This is a genomic window from Flavobacterium sp. J27, assembly GCF_004303025.1.
In the GTDB taxonomy this organism is placed as follows: Bacteria; Bacteroidota; Bacteroidia; order Flavobacteriales; family Flavobacteriaceae; genus Flavobacterium.
In genome coordinates this window covers 70,513-89,937 of the sequence record NZ_PJQW01000011.1, presented here as the reverse complement: position 1 = coordinate 89,937, position 19,425 = coordinate 70,513, and the positions used below count along the sequence as shown (strand labels likewise).

Here is a 19,425-nt window from a genome sequence, read left to right as displayed (position 1 = left end):
AAATAATGTTTACAGTAGAACAAATCGAATCAGCTCACGAAAAAGTGAAATCTGGGCTTGATTTTCCAAAGTATATTCAAGAAATTAAGGCAATAGGAGTGTTAGCTTTTAAAACTTGGGTTTCTGATAGCCATACCGAATATTTTGGAAAGAATGGATTTCAAACTAAATCTAAACCAAAATATGATAACTTAAAAATAGCAGACTTATCTGACAAAAACAAATTTGAAGAATATTTAAAAATTCATCAAAAAGGAGAAACTGATTATTTTACATTTTGCAACCATTGTGCAGAAACTGGAATTGAAAAATGGAATGTGGATTTAGAGAAAATGACTTGCACTTACTATGATATTGCAGGAAATGAAATGGTAACAGAAATGGTACCAACCCCATAAAAATAGCAAACTACCTAATAAAGAGATTAAATAATTACTTCCTATTGTTAAATTTTCTAATTTTTATCAAATTAACAAGGACAAACAAAATCGTTTATTCTTGTTAATTGAAACTTAATTTACCAATTCAAATTTTATTTTCTGATTATTTACAATAATATAAAAATCTCCCGTCTCTAAATGCCTGTTCCCAAAACTATCTACATAACTTAAATCTCTAATTGGGTCAATATCAAAACGATAAATTACTTTTTTTCCTTTTTTAATTTCTTTCTTTTCAAAATATTTTAGTTCTTTCATAGGTCTTGAAATAGTTGCAAAGGGATCTTGAATAAACCATAAAACCGTTTCCTTTCCCTGTACTTCACCAGAATTTGTAACTTCAATTTCGGCAATTAATTTTTCGTTTTTTGTTATTTTATCTGCAGATAATTGTATCGGACTATAATCATAAGTAGTATAACTTAACCCATGACCAAACCAATATAAAGGATCTCGAGGAATATCTTGATAGTGTCCTAATTTTGGTCTAGCCGATTCTCTCATATTATAATAAATAGGAATTTGACCTGTGGCTTGCGGAAAAGTTATCGAAAGTTTTCCAGACGGATTATGCCTTCCTGACAAAATTCCTGCAACAGATGAACCTGCCTTTGTTCCGGGTTGCCAAATTTCAACAATCGCATCTGCCATTTCGTTTAATCGAATTAATTCTAATGGACGCCCACTAGATAACATTAGAATGATGGGTTTTCCTGCTTTTCGAAGTTCAGATACTAATTCCTCTTGAATTTTTGGCAACGCTATGGTTGAACGCGAACCATTTTCTCCGCTCCAATTTCTTTTTTCCCCTAAGAAAACTAAAACTGCATCTGACTTTTTTACAGCTTCAAGTGCAGCTTCGAAGCCACTTTTATCATTTCCATCAAAGTCACAACCTAAAGCATAATGCAACTTTACTTTATTTTTAAATTCTTTTTCTAAACCTTCATAAATAGTTTCTACGTCTTCTGGTTGTCCCATTCCTTCCCAAAACCCCATAATATGAACCGAATCTTTAACCATTGGCCCAATGATTGCTAAATCTTTATATTTTGATGTTATAGGCAAAGTTGCTGATTCATTTTTTAACAACACCATCGACTCTGCGGCTAATTCTTCCGCTACTTTTAAATAATTGGGTAATAAATAACGCTTTTTTTCAGTCACAACATCTACATAAGGATTCTCAAACAATCCCAACTTCATTTTAACACGTAAAATACGTCGAACTGCTTCGTCAATGGTTGCTATTGGTACTTTACCTTCAGCTACTAATTGCGGTAAATAATCCATATAGGCGTTATCCACCATATCCATTTCAACACCAGCAAGAAAAGCTTTCATACTAGCTTCTTTTAAATCTTTGGCTACACTTTGTTCTACTAAATTGCGCACAGAACCCCAATCTGAAATAACAAAACCATCGTGTTTCCATTTGTTTTTTAAGACTTCGGTTAAAGTATAATGATTCGCAGAAGCAGGCACACCAGAAATATCGTTAAAACCGCTCATAACTGTGGCTGCTCCAGCGTGTATTCCAGCTTCAAATGGAGGCATAAAAGTTTCCCATAAAGTTTGATTTGAAATATCACTATAATGATAATCTCTACCTCCTTCAGACAAACTGTAACCAATATAATGCTTTAAGCAAGCAGCAATCGTATACTTATCTGCCAAATTATTGCCTTGGTAACCTTGTACCGCAGCAACTGCAAAAGAAGCATTGGCAAAAGTATCTTCGCCATAACCTTCAGAAACACGCCCCCAACGCGCATCTCTAGCAACGTCTAGCATGGGAGAAAATGTCCAATCTAATCCAGACAACCAACTTTCTTTTGCCGTAATAGTACACGATTGTTTAACTAAATCGGTATTCCAAGAACAAGCTTGAGCTAATGGGATAGGAAAGACGGTTCTGTAACCATGAATTGCATCAAAACCAAAGATGATAGGAATTCCTAATCGAGACTCGGTCATTGCTTTTTTCTGAATTTGATTTCTAAATTCAGGGTTTGTACTTCTGTATAATAACGATCCTATTTCTGGTCGTACAGCTTTCATTTTTTCGCCAATATTATTTGGATTGGCATTTTTTCCATACGTCCATTGATTCAGCTGCATAATTTTTTCATCTAATGTCATCAAACTAATCAGATTATCTATGCGTTCTTCAATGGGTTTGTTTTTATCTTTATATAGCGGTTTTTTATTTTGAGATTGTAAAGTCAAAAGATGTAAAAAAACTAATGTGGTGGAAAAAAATATTTTTTTCATTTTTTGTAATTATAAAAAGAGAATTAAAAATTTAAATATCAACTTTGGGCATTTTTGGAACCAATAAATGGAATAAAAACCATGCTATTATATAGGACAACGCACAGAAAGAGAATAAAAAATAATAACCCGTTTCAATTTGCCCGATAGTGTTGTAATGATCTAATATGATTCCAGCTGATTTGGCTACAATTACAGCACCTATTGACCCCATCATTCCACCAATTCCAACAACGGAACCAATGGCTTTTTTAGGAAACATATCAGATACTGTTGTAAAAATATTAGCAGACCAAGCTTGATGCGCTGCCGTCACCAAACCTATTATGAAAATAGCAAACCAATAGTTAATTTTACCTAATTCTTGTGCGCCTAACATAGGTAATGCGAGTAAGGCAAAAAGTAATAAAGATTTTTTACGAGCTTTATAAATGGGCATTCCCGTTTTAATGAAATAGCCTGAAAGCCAACCTCCAAAAATACTTCCGAACATAGCCATCGTGTAAACAACAGCAATTGGTAATACCAAATCTAATTTAGTCATACCATATTCTTTATTTAAGAAAGAAGGCAACCAAAATAATAAGAACCACCAAACTGGATCAGAAAAGAATTTTAGTATTGAAAAAGCCCATGTTTGTTTGTATTGTAGTAGACTAAACCATTTTACTTTTTCATGCTCTTTAGCATTCGTTTCTGCATCATCATCACTGTGAATAAAGTCGTATTCTTCTTGAGAAAGTTTTTTGTGTTTACTGGGAATTTCATAAAAAGTAAACCAAAAAAACAACCAAATTAAACCAATGGCTCCAGTAATAATGAAAGCCCATTGCCAGCCTAAGGTAACTGCAATAAGCGGAACTGTTAAAGGTGCTATAATTGCCCCAATATTACTTCCTGAATTAAAAATTCCAGTAGCCAAAGCACGTTCTTTTTTGGGAAACCATTCTGCTACTGTTTTTATAGCTGATGGAAAATTTCCTGCTTCACTAATACCTAAAAAACCTCTGGCTAAACTAAAACCAAAGGTATTTTTGGCAAAAGCATGACCAATGGCTGCTAAACTCCAAATTAATAATGAGGCAGCATAACCGAGTTTGGTTCCAATGCGATCAATTAAAAAACCAGCACCTATTAGTCCAAAAGCATAGGCAACTTGAAAAGTAACTACAATATTAGCATAGTCTGATTCGGTCCATCCAAAAATAGGCTCTAAATAATCGTCTTTTAACAAGCTAATAACTTGTCGGTCTAAATAATTTATTGTGGTCGCAAAAAATACTAAGGAAAGAATGGTCCATCTGTATTTTGTATTGGTTTGTACAGTTTGGTTTTCCAATTTTTTATGTTTTTAGTTTTTAGAATCTAAATATTGAATAAGCTCATACACATGACTATTCATCATTTTCATATTTTCCATCAAAGGCCTATAATAATTAAACTCGCTATCAATAATTCCTTTGTTAGAATCTCTATTTGAATAATCCGTTTTTAAATTACTTGGGTCGTTGTCTTGATATTTGAACCAATGCCAACCTACACAACCTTTGCTTTTTAAAAGTTCAATAACAAAGTTTTGGTAGAAATAACCACGGTCTTTTTGAGTTGGAACATTCCAACCAGCTCCCGTTTTATTAGGCAATCCAGAATCTTCTCCTTTAGTGTACCATTCAGTAATTATAAATGGTTTAGTAGACCAATTCATCCAATTTTCCAAAATAGATGGAACAGGTTCCCATTTTCTATAATGATTTACAGAAACAATGTCCATGTATTTTCCAGCTACTTCAAAAATTTTAGGATTATCTAATTCGTCTAATTCTTGATTGAATCGGCAACCTAAATACATATGATTTTTATCGTATTTTTTAATTACTTCAGTAACTTTTTTCATGTAAGTTTCAAAATAAAAACCGGTAAATTCTAGTCTGTCTTCATCTGTTACATCAGCTATTGTAGCTTCTTTTCCTTTTCTTTGGTTAAGCCAATGTTTAGCAGCTAAATACCCAGCTTCATCTTTTCCTAATTTGGTTAAATGTCTATCTAAAGCATCATCAACCCAAGGCAATTCGTTATCGGTAAAATAACCTAAAAGATAGTTGTCATTTTTATATTTTTCTATTTTTGAAATTTCTTTTTCTAAGTATACATCAAATTCTGAATCAAATACCATAACCAAATCAAATCGATACCCTTGCCATCCTGCTTCTTCGTATTCTCCATTGAATTTTTTTAAATGTTGTGCTTTGTAAGCGCCCATTGGACTTACAATAACAGTATAAACTAAAGGTTTGTTAATATCTCGAATTGATTCAACATCTGACCAAGCACCAGCACCGTTAAAACCATTTTCTTTAAAAAAAGTAGTTTCTTTTGTAATCCAATTCTTTCTGTTTTGGTATTTTGAAGCAAATACTTTTTGTTGATTTTCAGATGTACCAGGACTTAATACAGCAACACCTTTATGAATAAACGGATTTCCTTCTGGATCAATAATCCACCAACGATTATCTATTTTTTCAGTTCTAAAAAAACCTGTTGGTTTTGATTTAAAGGTTTTCCATGAACCATATTTGTTCGTTTTTGGATCTTTCGAATAATTGAAATCGGGAAGTTTATCAATAGTTTTTGCTATATATGTTTTCCAAATGGTATCTTCTGCATTTTTTCTAGCCATTACTTGATGATAATCGGTATCATTTAAAGCGGGAGAATAATTTTCATCAATATTATTTTGAGCGTTTAAAAGAGTACTACTAAAAAATCCGAATAAAAAAATAGTAGTAATGCCCTTTTTAATTGAAAAAATGAATTTCTTTTTCATGATTTTCGTTATTTATTTTGAATACAATTTCAATTTCAAAGGTTGAGATTTTACCTTAATAGAAAGGTTTTAAATATGCTTATTAAAGGGCAAATTTGTCTTTCTTTTTGAACTATTAGTTAAATTAGACTAAAAAAGCCATCTAAAAATTAGACAGCTTTTTTTAAAAACTAACCCAAACAAAAAAAACAGTAATTCTTTTATTGCAATTCAAATTCTTTTTCTAAAACGTCATTAGAATTAGTACCAACAAATACTTTAAACGTTCCAGATTCTAACAAGTAGTCACCATTATTATCATAAAAGCCTAATTCTTTATCGGTTAAAGTAAAATGAATAATCTTTGTTTCTCCTTTTTTTAATTCAATCAATTCAAATCCTTTTAATTCTTTTACGGGTCTAGTCAAACTACCACTAACATCTCTAATATATAGTTGTACTACTTCTTTACCTGTATATTTTCCAGTATTGGTAATTGAAACACTTACTTTTATGGGTTCATTTTTAAAAAAAGAAGTCTTATTTATTTGAAGATTGCTGTATTCAAAATGAGTATAACTTAGCCCATAACCAAAAACATACAATGGTGTTTTTTTAACATCTGAATAGTGTGACCAAAAAACATTATTATCAGAATCTACAGGTCTTCCTGTGTTATAATTATTGTAATAAATAGGCACTTGACCTACGTTTCTTGGGAATGAAATTGGTAATTTACCACTCGGATTATAATCGCCATATAAGACTTGAGCAATAGCATTCCCTGATTGTGATCCCAATTGCCAAGCTTCCACAATAGCTGGAATATTTTCACTTGCCCATGGAAGAGCCAATGGTCGTCCGTTGTTCAAAACCAAAACTATATTTTTATTGACTTTATAAATTTCTTCTAATAACTCTTGTTGATTTCCTGGTAAATCAAGACTAGTTCGACTTCTTCCTTCACCACTTTGAAACCCATGTTCGCCTAAAACCATTATAACCACATCGGCATTTGAAGCTATTTTTTTTGCAGATTCAAAACCACTACTATCAGTTGTATTGAAAGTTAATTCTTTGGTAAAAGTTGTTGCACCAATTGTGAGATCAGTTCCTTTTTCGAAAACTAATTGGTTTCCTTTATATTGTTCCATACCTTCTAAAACAGAAATAGCAGTATTATCATCAGATGCAATTCTCCAACTTCCTAACGGGCTGTTTTTATCATTTGCTAAAGGACCAATTAATGCAATTTTTTGCCCCGATTTTTTTAGAGGAAGTAAGTTGTTTTCATTCTTTAGTAAAACAATCGATTTTTTAGCCATTTCTAGAACACCATCATGATTAGCTTTACTATTAATTACTTTTTTTTCACGGTTTTCATCACAATATTGATAAGGATTATCAAATAATCCCAATTCAAATTTTACGCGAAGAATTCTTTTTACAGCATCATCAATTAATGCCATATCAACTTTATTTTCGTTTACTAATTTTACTAGTTCATTTACATATATGTAAGACTCCATATCCATATCTGAACCTGCTAAAACAGCTTTTTCTGCTGCTTCGTTAGCATCTTTTGCAAAGCCATGAGCAATCATTTCTCGAATAGAAGCCCAATCTGAAACTACAAATCCGTTAAATTTCCAATTGTTTTTAAGGATATCTCTTTGTAAAAATGAATTTCCAGTTGCAGGAATTCCATTTAGTAAATTAAAAGCGTTCATGAATGTTTTTACACCTACTTCTTTCGCTGCTTTAAATGGCGGTAAAACTGTATTGTAAAGTGTAGCATTACTAATATCTGCTGTATTGTACTCTCTTCCAGATTCAACAAAACCATACGCAGCAAAATGCTTTGCACAAGCGACAATAGTATTATTTGCAGATAAATTGTTTCCTTGAAACCCCCTTATTCTGGCGATAGCAATTTTACTTCCTAAAAAAGGGTCTTCACCTGCTCCTTCCATGACTCTTCCCCAACGAGCATCTCTTGTAATATCAACATTAGGGGCAAAAGTCCAATTAATTCCAGATGCTGAGGCTTCATCAGCGGCAATTGCGGCAGATTTTTGAATCGCTTCTAAATCCCAACTAGCTGCTTCAGCTAATGGAATAGGACTGATGGTTTTATAACCATGAATAACATCAAAACCTATAATTAAAGGAATACCAAGTCTAGTTTCTTCTACGGCTATTTTTTGAACCGCTTTGACTTGTTTTACACCGCGTACATTTAATAATGATCCAACCCAACCTTTACGAAGATGTTCGTATTTTAATTTTGAAGAACCTCCTTTTGGTGCAGGACCAGTAACATCCCAAAAACCATTGTATTGATTCATTTGACCAATTTTTTCTTCTAATGTCATTTCTTTCATTAATAAGTCAATACGCTCTTCAATAGGTCGTTTACTATCTAAATGAAGTTTTTTTTGTGCTTTTAAAGTTGAAAATTGAACAAGAAATAGCAATGCAATGAATGTGTTTTTGTTTTTCATTTTAATAAATGCTTTGGGGTAATTTTTATTTAAAAAAACCGTGAAGCTATTGTTCACGGTTTCTGATTATAAAGAGATTTAGTTTGTTGTTAAATAAATGTCATCTATATAATAGTCAAATGAGTTAGGATTGGTTGTATAATCGCTATCATCTGTTCTTATAGTAAATTGCCTTAAAGTAGAGATTGCTCCTGCAACAGTAGAAAGTCCAGCACCATTTCCGTTTGCTAACATATCTGATAAAGGAATAACTAATTCATGCCAAGCTCCATCCCAAAGCATTCCATAAGTAGGAGCTGAAGGCTTAAGTGTTATCCAATAATTTCCAGAACTCGTATTAAAACGAATTCTAACATTTTTTGCAGTATTTGATCTAACAGCAATATGTAAATAATTATAAGCACTTGCATTATATGGAGCTACTGTTAAATCCATATGTGATAGTCCAAAGCCACTTTGAGGGTTTCCATTTCCTGTAGGATCATAATGATAAAACAATGAACTATTACCATGATTTGGATTATTAGTTACTGTAGTAATCGACATATTACCATTATTAACTGGTGGTACAATTCCAGGATTACTGTTAGTAATATCACGTTCAGTATAAATACCTAAACCGTCAATTGGAGCTGGAGGAAGACTTGCAATTACATTTACTTTATCTAGATTAGTATTAGCCCCAGTAAAATATAATCTTAAAGTATTGATTCCTTCATTTAAAGAAATACCAGTAACCATTTTACTCACATAAACAGATGAACCTCCTGTATTTGGAAAATCGCCCGTTTGACCTAAATCTGTAGGAACACCAGTATCTGGATTTAACAGTTGAAGTTTAATCGATTTCCCTCCTGAAGGATCCCCAGAAGCAACAATGAATTCAAAATCATAGGTTCCTGAATTAGTTACATTAACAGTGTAGTTTGCCCATTCACCATCATTGGTATAGCTAATGTTCGTTACAGTACTACCTACTTCAATATCCATTCCATCATCACTTCTGTAAGTAGGGCTTCCATTAGTTACAGCAAGGTTTTCCATTTCAGTATCATGATAACCTATTCCTTCACCGCCCAAATCATAATTTTCAGCTTCAAAAGTACCTTCTACATCTACTGGAATTCCGCTAAAAGGTAATGGTGGATCAATTCCATTTACAACTATAGTAAACTGTTTGGTTTCAATGGTATTATCTATATATTTTACTACAAGTTTAGCTTCAAATGTTCCTGGAGTATTGTAAGTTACAGCAATATTCGGATTTATAGAAGTAGTGGGTGAACCGCCCTCAAAAGTCCAATTAATGGTTAATGCTTTAAAAGAAGTACTGGTAAAATTAATCGTTTCACCAAAATCTATATTTGTACTTGACACTTGTGCTTCTGTGTTTCCTTTAGCATATAATGTTACTGTCCTATCTTCTTCTTTTTCACATGAAAAAATAAAAAGTATAAAAAATAGAATAATGTACTCTTTTTTTAAAAGGTGAATATGTTTTAAATTCATACTTAATCGTTTTAGTTTTAAATTCAAAATTTCATTTTAGCAAAATTTGAAATAATTAATAATATAATGGGGTTTAATTATTTTTGTTTAGGGGAAAAAATGTACACTTCTTCTAAATACCACAAAAAAACACTTGTTCAATTACCAGATTAATAAAAATACCAATATCATTTTATCTTATTCATAAAAGAGAGAAAAAAATAAATCAATTTTTAAAATTTTAAAACTTGATGATAACAATCATTTAATCTATAGAAGTTAGATTTAAGCTTAATACTATTTATAAATTAATATTTATTTTAAAGGTAACAATGTACATCTTTACCCCTAAAAAAACATTTTTAATACAATGCTTTCCAAGAGCTAAAGCTATTTTTGTAATAATTTAAGAAAATAAAAATACAGAATGAGTAAGGTAGTTGTAATTACAGGTGCAGGAGGTGTATTGTGCAGTACACTTGCAAAAGCTTTAGCAAAACAAGGGTTTAAAATTGCATTACTTGATTTAAAATTAGATGTTATTACAAAGATAGCTGCAGAAATTAATTCTGAAGGTGGAAGTGCAATTGGAGTTGTGGCAAATGTTTTACAAAAAGAATCATTGGAAAAGGCAAAAGAAATAATACATCAAAAAATAGGAAGTTGCGATATTTTAATTAATGGAGCAGGTGGAAATCATCCTTTAGGAACAACATCTAATCCTTTTTTCTTAGAAGATGACTTAAAAAATGAAACCGATGGATTTAAAACTTTTTTTGATTTAGACACAGAAGGCATCAAATTTGTTTTTGATTTAAATTTTATAGGCACTTTACTTCCTACTCAAGTTTTTTCAAAAGATATGATAGGTAAAAAAGGATGTAGTGTTTTAAACATTTCTTCTATGAATGCTTTCACTCCATTAACTAAAATTCCAGCTTATAGTGGAGCTAAAGCTGCTGTTTCAAATTTCACCCAATGGCTCGCTGTTTATTTTTCTAAAGTTGGAATTAGAGTGAATGCCATTGCTCCAGGTTTTTTCTTAACAGATCAAAATCGCTCCTTATTGACTATTGAAAACGGTAATTTAACCGAAAGAGGAAAAACAATTATAGGACAAACACCTCTGGGAAGATTTGGAGAACCTGAAGATTTAATCAGTACAACCCTTTATCTATGTGATGAAACATCTTCTTTTGTAACGGGTATTGTTATTCCTATTGATGGTGGATTTAGTGCTTTTAGTGGTGTATAATTAAAAAGAATAAAAATGGAACAAACTTGGCGTTGGTACGGACCAAAAGATTCTGTAACATTATCAGATATTAAGCAAGCTGGTGCAACAGGAATAGTTTCTGCTTTACATCATATTCCCAACGGAACAATTTGGACCGTTGAAGAAATTACAGAAAGAAAAAAAATCATTGAAAAAGCAGGTTTAACTTGGAGTGTCGTAGAAAGTATACCTGTACATGAAAATATAAAAACCCGTTCAGGAGATTTTCAAGTTTATATCGAAAATTATAAAAAGAGTATCGAAAATTTAGCAAAATGTGGTGTTCATATTGTTTGTTACAACTTTATGCCTGTCTTAGATTGGACTAGAACTGATTTAAATTATGTTGTAGAAGACGGTTCTGAAGCCCTTCGATTTGATGTTACCGCTTTTGCCGCATTTGAATTGTATTTATTGAAAAGATCTAGTGCAGTAAATGAGTATTCGACAGCACAAAAAGAAGAGGCAAAAGTTTATTTTGACCAACTTACCGAAGCGGAAAAAAAGCAATTAATTAAAAATATTATTGCTGGTTTACCTGGTGCAGAAGAAGGCTATACTTTAGAACAATTTCAATCTATTCTAGATACCTATGCCACTATTGATGCTTCAAAATTAAGAGATAATTTAGTAGAATTCTTAAAAGAAATTATACCTACTGCTGCCGAACATAACGTTTTAATGTGCATTCATCCAGACGACCCTCCTTATCCTATCTTAGGCTTACCAAGAGTGGTTAGTACAGAAGAAGATTATGCTTATTTGTTTTCACAAGTACCTCATATTTCTAATGGGATTACCTTTTGTACTGGTTCATTAGGTGTAAGAGAAGACAATAATTTGGTACAAATTTTTAAAAGATTTGCAAATCGTGTGCATTTCTTACATTTAAGAAGTACAAAACGAGATGAGAAAGGAAATTTCTTCGAAGCTAACCATTTGGAAGGAGATGTTGATATGTTCAATGTTGTGAAAGAAGTTATTTTGGAAGAAAGAAGAAGAAAACTGGAAGGAAGAAAAGATGCTTTAATTCCAATGCGACCAGATCACGGCCATCAAATGCTTGACGATTTAAACAAGAAAACAAATCCTGGATATTCGGCTATTGGAAGACTAAGAGGACTAGCCGAAATAAGAGGGCTAGAATTAGGAGTTTCTAAAAGCTTAGTTTAATTTAAAAACCTGAAGAGAAATGCGTAAAGTAATCACTTTTGGAGAAATTTTAATGCGTCTTTCAACTGAAAATAAATTGCGTTTTTCTCAAACGAATACTTTTAACCTATCTTTTGGAGGAAGCGAATTTAATGTAGCGGTTTCGTTAGCTAATTTTGGAATTGAAACGGAAATGGTTACTATTTTATCCAATAACGATTTGGGTAAAAGTGCTTTAAAGGAACTAAAGAAGCATTCAATTGAAACAAAACATATTACTTTTTCTGATGATAGATTAGGTATTTATTTTTTGGAAGAAGGTTCTAGTTTAAGATCCAGTAATGTAATTTATGATCGTTCAAATAGTGCGATGACTAACATCAAAACTAACGAAATCAATTGGGAAGAAATTTTTAAAAACGTTAGTATTTTTCATTGGAGCGGAATTACACCTGCGCTTTCTAAAAGTACTGCTGATGTTTGTTTAGAAGCCTTACAATTTGCTCAAAAAGCAGGTGTAAAAATTAGTTGTGATTTAAATTATAGAGCAAAACTATGGAAATATGGTCGAGAACCTTTTGAAATAATGCCTAAATTACTAAGTTATTGTCATGTTATTTTAGGAGATATTGATACAGCACTTTTTATGTTGGGACAAGAAAAAATAAACCCTAATTATCAAGAAATAGATGGTTTAAACAAACAATATGATACTATTTTTAAGCTATGTCCTACTTTAGAATATATGAGCACTACCCTTCGCTATTCTATAAATCATGATTACCAACAAATTGGTGGTGTTTTATACGACGGAAATCAAGTTTATGTTACACCATTAAAAGATGTAACTCCTGTTTTAGATAGAATAGGAACTGGCGATGCTTTTATGGCAGGTTTATTATTTGGTTTGTTGAACGAATCATTTATCAAACAACAAATTATTGATTTTGCTACAATTTCTTGCATTTTAAAACATACCATAAAAGGAGATACAAATTGGATTAGTTTAGAAGAAGTACAAAATGCACTAAATGGCAATCTTTCTGGAAAAGTTAATCGCTAAATAGTTAAATTAGATAGAAAATGGGGCAATTTACAAGAATTCAAGTAGTTACCAAGATGAATGAAACGGGACTTGTCCCTTTGTTTTATCATCATGATATTGAGGTAAGTAAAAATATAATTCGAGCTTGCTATGAAGGTGGAGCCAAAGTAATTGAGTTTACGTCTCGTGGTGATTTTGCTCATGAAGTGTTTGCTTCTTTAGTTAAATATGCAAGAGTTGAATTACCAGAGTTAATTTTAGGAGTAGGTTCTATTACTGATGCAGCTTCAGCTTCTGTATACATGCAATTAGGTGCTAATTTTATTGTAACACCCGTTTTTCGAGAAGATATTGCCATTGTTTGTAATCGTAGAAAAGTTCTATGGCTTCCTGGTTGTGCCACGCTTACAGAGATTGCTCAAGCGGAAGAAATGGGTTGCGAAATCATTAAATTATTTCCTGGAGAATCCTATGGTTCTGCTTTCGTTAAAAGCATAAAAGGACCACAACCTTGGACATCTATTATGCCAACAGGAGGTGTGCTTCCTATCAAAAAAAACATACAAGAATGGTTTGATGCTGGAGTTACTTGTGTAGGAATGGGTTCCAAATTAATCTCCAAAGAAATTATTGATAATCGGAATTTTAACTCATTAACAGATGAAGTAAAAAATGTTATTCAAATTATAGAATCTATTAAAACTAAGTAAATATCATTCAATCAAAATGGTAAATTACATTTTACTTTATTACTTTTAATATATTTCTCAATTCAAATAATAGTTCATTATGATTCATTTCAAGAAAAATATAATTATTCTTTTTATCTTTTTTATGAACTTTCTAAATAGTTCAGCTCAAGAATCTACATTATATTTTGACCAAATTAATTATGACGAAGACTTTTCACCTAGCATGATTTCAAGCATGATTCAGAGTAAGAAAGGTTTTATTTGGATTGGAACCGAAAATGGATTATTTCGATATGACGGGTATAGTTTTAATCGATATATCAGAGATAAAGAAGTTATAGGAAGCATCAGTAACAATCACATCAATGTTATTTTTGAAGACAGTGAGGAGAATCTTTGGATTGGAACCAATCATGGAGTGAATTGCTTCAATAAAAATTCAAATAACTTTTTAGCCATTGATATTACGAATGATAAAGGAGGTAAAAATTATATTACTTCATTTGTTGAAGATGAAAAGAAAAACGTTTGGGTAGGAACTTTTGGAGGTGTAAAAAAATTAAATAAAGAAACAACCAAATTAGAAAGTATCAATGGTGATGTTAATTTTGAATTAAATAAAAGTAGAGTTCTTTCGTTATTTTATGATAAAGATTTAGGTATTTTAGTAGGCACATCAAAAGGGATAAAATGCTTTGACCCAATAACACTAGAAAGTAACAATTTACCAAAAGCTTTTACAGATAATCCAGAATTTTTAAAGGCTAAAATCTGGAAAACATTAAAAACAGATGCTGGTGATTTCTGGTTTGCATCTGAAACAATGGGCGCTTTCTTATATTCTAAAAAAAAGGATTCATTAACACAGTATAAAAATCATTCCGATGATTCTAATTCTATTTCTTCTAATTGGATTAACGATATTGTTGAGTTGAATGATCACTCAATTTGGTTTGCCACAAAAGATGGATTAAGTGTTTTTGATACTACCCAAAAAATATTTACCAGACATAAACACAATCCGTTAAACAATTTAAGTTTAAGCGATAATGATTTAAATTGTTTTCTAAAAGATAGAAATGGTTGCATTTGGACAGGAACTACTGCAGGTGGCATTAATTTTTATAATAAAGCAAATACTAATTTTACTAAAATAGGTGAAACGTTAAGTCCTAATTTTGGTTTAAATAATTCTATTGTAAATGCAATTGTACAAGAAAACAATGATGTTTTATGGATTGGAACCTATGGTGGTGGAATAAACTATCTCGATTTTAAAAACAAAGTTTCTTTATTTTACAGAATCGATGATAATGATGACAAAAAGACTAAAAATTTAATTACCGCTTTAGTTAACGAAGATAACAACAATCTCTTATGTGGTACATTTAATGGTTTATTTCGATTTAATAAACAAACGAAACGTTTTACACAAATTTCTCTAAGTCCAGATAATACTATTCAAGATGAAAGACCAATTACTTCCTTAATTGTAGATAATGGCGACATTTGGGTAGGCACAAATGGAAATGGATTAAAAAAAATAACCAAAAACAGTATTGTAGAAAATTATACAAATGACGATTCCGAGCATTCAATTTCTGATAATTTTATTATGGATTTGGAAAATCGTAACGATGGTATCTGGATTACCACACAAAACGGGTTAAACTATTTCGATAAAAAGCAAAAAAAGATTACCAAATTATTCAGATCAAATACTAAAAAATCAATAGATAATAATAGTCTAACAGTTATGTTTACCGATTCTAAAAATAGATTATGGATTGGTGCCGATTATGATGGTTTATATTATTTAAATGAAGCAACTGAAACCTTTTTTACATTAAATAAAGCAAAAGGGTTAACCGATGCCACTATTAAAAGCATCACAGAAGATGCTGATGGAAACCTTTGGGTAAGTGCTGAAGATTTTTTATTTAAAATAAAAGTAAAAAGTAATTCTAGCGAGTTAAAAAAGTCAGATTTTGAAATCACTCGCTATTCTTCAAACGACGGGGTTTCGGTAAAGCAATTTTCATACAATTCGAGTATAAAAATTAATGATAAAAAGTTAGCTTTTGGTTCCTCAAAAGGGTTGTTGTTTTTTAATCCTAAAACGTTGTTTAAAGCATTGAATAATTCTGAAATAGTATTTACAAAACTTATTGTTAATAATGAAATCATAGAATCAGGACAAAAAAGTTCCATTTTAAGCAAACCTATTTCAGAAACATCTCAAATTACAATTAATTATGATCAAGGTTATATCGGGTTAGAATTTAGTAGTTTAAATTTTGTAAATCCTAAAAAAAGTAAATACGCTTATAAATTAGATGGATCATTAAATAAAGACCAATGGCATTTAACAGGAACACAAAATAGAATTAATTTATCAAACCTAAATCCTGGAACATATTTGTTATCTATAAAAGCTACGAATGAAGATGGTGGATGGAATTCTAAAATTAAAACTTTAAAAATTACCATACTGCCTCCTTGGTGGAAAACTTGGTGGGCTTATACTATATACGCTCTTTTATTCTTATTAGGAAATTATTTAGTATATCGTTTTGTCCGATATCGAATTAAATTAAGAAGAGAAATGTTTTTAGAGCATGTTGAAAATGAAAGAAAGCAAGAAATTTTAAATATGCAACTTAATTTCTTTACCAATATTTCTCATGAAATAAGAACTCCTTTAACTTTAATAAAAGGACCTGTTGAAGAATTACTAACACTCATTCAAAATGACGCCAAAACAGAAAGTAAACTAAAAACAATTCAATCCAACTCAGAACGTTTATTAAAATTAGTAAATGAATTATTAGATTTTAGAAAAGCAGAAAAAGGTCACATGAAAATTTATTGTGAAAAACAAGACATTGTTTCTTTCTGTTTTGAAATTTATGAATCCTTCAAAGAACTTGCTATTGAAAAAAACATTGAATATAAATTTGTTCTAAACTCTAACACTATTCCTGTTTATTTCGACAAAAATCAAATGGAAAAAGTGATTTTTAATCTCCTTTCTAATGCTTTTAAATTCACTAAAAAAAACGGCAAAATAGTATTCGCGGTTGAACAAGGTAACACACTAGAAAACAAAGTATTTATAAAAATTAAAGATAACGGCATAGGAATTCCTGAAAATAGTAAAGGAAATATTTTCAATCGTTTTTTTCAGGTAGATGATCGAGGTGTTCACAATATGGGAAGTGGCGTAGGATTAGCACTATCAAAAAGTATTGTAGAACTTCATAAAGGAGAAATTACAATTCCAGAAGAAAAAGAAAGTTGGGCAAACACCGTCTTTCAAATAGCGTTACAATTAGGAGACAAACATTTAACCAATGATGAGATTTTTGACAATGACACAACAGAGAGAAAAACAGTAATTGATGCTGAAAACATTCCTTCAATTAATTCTGAAACAACAATTGAAGAAGATTTAAATAAAGAATTTGATGCCAACAAGAAGTCTGTTTTAATTGTTGAAGACAATGATGAAGTAAGACATTTTATAATCAATATACTAAATGAAGAGTATAATGTTTTAGATTTTTCAAATGGCAAAGAAGCACTACTTTACATGGAAAAAGAAATTCCAGACATTATTATTAGCGATATTATGATGCCAGAAATGGACGGTTTAGAATTATGTAAACACATTAAAACTAATGAAACTACAAATCATATACCTGTAATTTTATTAACTGCAAAAGCTTCAACAGACAACAAAATTGAAGGATTATCTATCGGTGCCGATGCTTACATTTCAAAACCTTTTAGTACCAAAGTTTTAAAACTAACCATTCTTAATTTATTATCTGCAAAAGAAATATTAAAACTAAAATACAGTGGGAATTTTATTGTAGATTCTAACTTAGACAAGTTAACTACTCCAGAAGAAATTTTTATTAAAAAATTAATGAAAATCATTGAGGAAAATCTTGAAAATCCAGACTTTGATGTTAATATGTTAGTAACTGAAATAGGAATGAGTAGAACAATTTTATATAAAAAAGTAAGTACTCTTACCAATCATTCTGTAGCTAGTTTAATTAAACATTTACGTTTGAAAAAAGCTTCAGATATCATTTTAAATACAACATATCCAATTTCTGAAGTAGCCTTCTTAGTAGGCTTTAACGATCGAAAACACTTTAGTAAAGAATTTAAGAAAATGTATAAAGTATCTCCTACTGTTTATAAAAATTCTCAAAATATAACAGAACAAGAATAGTGATTTTACGTTTTAAAAATACCTTTTTTATGTTTTTTTGTATACATTAAGACTTCAATTAGTTTTATAAATTACTAAATTTCAAACGTTTGCGAAGACTAACACATTCTTACCCCTATAAACGAATATATTCATCCCTCGTTTTGTTATATTAAAATCATATTTGTATTATCAAAATGATATTAAATTAACTAATTTATTTTACGAATATGAAAATAGATATGAAAAAAAATACTTTTCAATGGTTTAATACTAAAATAAGACTAGTCTGTATTTTCGCATTAAGCATTTTTTTTACAAATGTATATGCACAGCAGAAAAAAATAACAGGAACTGTTTTTGATGACACAGGAATACCTTTACTCGGAGCTAATGTTTTCGTAGAAGGCACCACTGTAGGAACAACAACAGATTTTGATGGTAACTATTCCATCGAAGCTACTTCTGAACAATTTCTTATCTTCTCTTATGTAGGAATGAAGAATACTAGAATATTAGTTGGAAATCAAATTACAATTAATGCTACATTAGCTTCTGATGTTGAATTAGATGAAGTAATTGTAGTAGGTTATGGTGTAAAAAAGAAAAGCGACATTATAAGTTCTGTAGTTAGAGTAAAATCAGAAGATTTAACAAAAGTAGCCACTTCTGATGTAGGAGAAATGCTAAGAGGTAAAGCGGCTGGAGTTCAAGTCACTTTAGCAAGTGGTGCACCAGGTGGTTCTTCAACCATTCGTATTAGAGGACAACGCTCTATTAATGGAGGAAACGATCCTATTGTTATAGCCGATGGTGTAAGAATAGGGAGTATTAACGATATTAATGCAAACGATATCGAATCTTTAGAAGTATTAAAAGATGCTGCTGCTCAATCTATTTATGGTGCAAGAGCGTCAAATGGTGTTATCTTAATTACAACAAAAAGAGGTAAAGAAGGCAAGACCAATGTATCCTATAACGGTTTTTCTGGAATTCAATTTATTAATCGAAATTTTGACATCTATAGCGGAGAAGAATTTGCTCAATTAAAAAGAGAAGCTTTTAGAACTAATAATGGAGGAATTTACAGACCAGATAGCGAAATATTCTCAGCATTAGAATTAGAAAGTATTCAAACAGGTAATTATATAGATTGGGAAGATTTAATTTTAAGAACGGGAGAGACGCAAAATCATGCTTTAAATATTAGTTCTGGTAATGATAAATTTAGCATCTTTAGTAGTATCAATTATATTAACACAAAAGGTGTTATCAAAAATTCAGATTATGACAAAGTCGGTTTGAGACTAAATGCCGATCAAAAAATAAACGATTGGTTGAAAATTGGTTTTAATACTTCTTTTCAATTTTCACAAAATAATAACCCAAATAATAGTGGTATTATTCTTAATTCCATTACTACAGCGCCTCTCGGAAAAGTCTATAATGATGACGGGTCGCTCCGTTGGTTACCTGGAGGATTTGAAGAAAACAAAAACCCTTTAATAGATATCAATGAAACAACA

General features: G+C 30.9%; 12 protein-coding genes. 7 read left to right on the top strand and 5 right to left on the bottom strand.

Going from position 1 to position 19,425, the window contains the following annotated elements; genetic code table 11:
* Window positions 1–5 precede the first annotated feature (5 nt).
* Window positions 6–398 (top strand): DUF1398 domain-containing protein, encoded by a 393-nt coding sequence (locus CX675_RS14915; protein ID WP_130736048.1) that lies wholly within the window; start codon window positions 6–8, stop codon window positions 396–398.
* A 114-nt stretch (window positions 399–512) separates the two neighbouring features.
* On the opposite strand, the gene CX675_RS14910 is transcribed toward CX675_RS14915, so the two are convergent.
* From CX675_RS14910 to CX675_RS14890, 5 genes are all read right to left on the bottom strand, one after another.
* Complete coding sequence (locus CX675_RS14910; protein WP_130736047.1) at window positions 513–2,714, bottom strand: glycoside hydrolase family 3 N-terminal domain-containing protein; 2,202 nt, start codon at window positions 2,712–2,714, stop codon at window positions 513–515.
* A 31-nt stretch (window positions 2,715–2,745) separates the two neighbouring features.
* Window positions 2,746–4,053, bottom strand: coding sequence for an MFS transporter (locus CX675_RS14905; protein ID WP_130736046.1), 1,308 nt, complete (start codon window positions 4,051–4,053; stop codon window positions 2,746–2,748).
* 12 nt (window positions 4,054–4,065) lie between these two features.
* Entirely contained in the window at window positions 4,066–5,538 is a 1,473-nt protein-coding gene (locus tag CX675_RS14900; RefSeq protein ID WP_130736045.1) for a hypothetical protein, read from the bottom strand.
* Between the two features lie 200 nt (window positions 5,539–5,738).
* A complete protein-coding gene (gene bglX, locus CX675_RS14895; RefSeq protein WP_130736044.1) occupies window positions 5,739–8,021 on the bottom strand; it encodes a beta-glucosidase BglX in 2,283 nt (760 codons plus the stop codon).
* A gap of 78 nt (window positions 8,022–8,099) precedes the next feature.
* Window positions 8,100–9,530: a carbohydrate-binding protein gene (locus CX675_RS14890; protein WP_130736043.1), complete on the bottom strand. Its 1,431-nt coding sequence runs from the start codon at window positions 9,528–9,530 to the stop codon at window positions 8,100–8,102.
* Window positions 9,531–9,936: 406 nt separating this feature from the next.
* Here CX675_RS14890 and CX675_RS14885 point away from each other — a divergent pair, with 406 nt between their 5' ends.
* From CX675_RS14885 to CX675_RS20185, 6 genes are all read left to right on the top strand, one after another.
* The gene (locus tag CX675_RS14885) at window positions 9,937–10,764 is read left to right on the top strand and encodes an SDR family oxidoreductase (protein ID WP_130736042.1); all 828 of its coding nucleotides are present in this window, start codon (window positions 9,937–9,939) and stop codon (window positions 10,762–10,764) included.
* A gap of 15 nt (window positions 10,765–10,779) precedes the next feature.
* On the top strand, window positions 10,780–11,958 hold the full coding sequence (uxuA, locus tag CX675_RS14880; RefSeq protein WP_205728640.1) for a mannonate dehydratase: 1,179 nt from the start codon (window positions 10,780–10,782) through the stop codon (window positions 11,956–11,958).
* 19 nt (window positions 11,959–11,977) lie between these two features.
* The gene (locus tag CX675_RS14875) at window positions 11,978–13,000 is read left to right on the top strand and encodes a sugar kinase (protein WP_130736040.1); all 1,023 of its coding nucleotides are present in this window, start codon (window positions 11,978–11,980) and stop codon (window positions 12,998–13,000) included.
* Window positions 13,001–13,020: 20 nt separating this feature from the next.
* Window positions 13,021–13,692: a bifunctional 4-hydroxy-2-oxoglutarate aldolase/2-dehydro-3-deoxy-phosphogluconate aldolase gene (locus CX675_RS14870; protein ID WP_130736039.1), complete on the top strand. Its 672-nt coding sequence runs from the start codon at window positions 13,021–13,023 to the stop codon at window positions 13,690–13,692.
* Between the two features lie 79 nt (window positions 13,693–13,771).
* Complete coding sequence (locus CX675_RS14865; RefSeq protein WP_130736038.1) at window positions 13,772–17,920, top strand: two-component regulator propeller domain-containing protein; 4,149 nt, start codon at window positions 13,772–13,774, stop codon at window positions 17,918–17,920.
* 221 nt (window positions 17,921–18,141) lie between these two features.
* The coding region (locus CX675_RS20185) for a SusC/RagA family TonB-linked outer membrane protein (protein ID WP_240723657.1) at window positions 18,142–19,425 on the top strand (1,284 nt) is incomplete at its 3' end.

Coding starts and splice junctions, on each gene's coding strand:
- CX675_RS14915 (WP_130736048.1), top strand. CDS start 6: ATGTTTACAGTAGAACAAATCGAATCAGCTCACGAAAAAGTGAAATCT.
- CX675_RS14910 (WP_130736047.1), bottom strand. CDS start 2,714: ATGAAAAAAATATTTTTTTCCACCACATTAGTTTTTTTACATCTTTTG.
- CX675_RS14900 (WP_130736045.1), bottom strand. CDS start 5,538: ATGAAAAAGAAATTCATTTTTTCAATTAAAAAGGGCATTACTACTATT.
- bglX (WP_130736044.1), bottom strand. CDS start 8,021: ATGAAAAACAAAAACACATTCATTGCATTGCTATTTCTTGTTCAATTT.
- CX675_RS14890 (WP_130736043.1), bottom strand. CDS start 9,530: ATGAATTTAAAACATATTCACCTTTTAAAAAAAGAGTACATTATTCTA.
- CX675_RS14885 (WP_130736042.1), top strand. CDS start 9,937: ATGAGTAAGGTAGTTGTAATTACAGGTGCAGGAGGTGTATTGTGCAGT.
- uxuA (WP_205728640.1), top strand. CDS start 10,780: ATGGAACAAACTTGGCGTTGGTACGGACCAAAAGATTCTGTAACATTA.
- CX675_RS14875 (WP_130736040.1), top strand. CDS start 11,978: ATGCGTAAAGTAATCACTTTTGGAGAAATTTTAATGCGTCTTTCAACT.
- CX675_RS14870 (WP_130736039.1), top strand. CDS start 13,021: ATGGGGCAATTTACAAGAATTCAAGTAGTTACCAAGATGAATGAAACG.
- CX675_RS14865 (WP_130736038.1), top strand. CDS start 13,772: ATGATTCATTTCAAGAAAAATATAATTATTCTTTTTATCTTTTTTATG.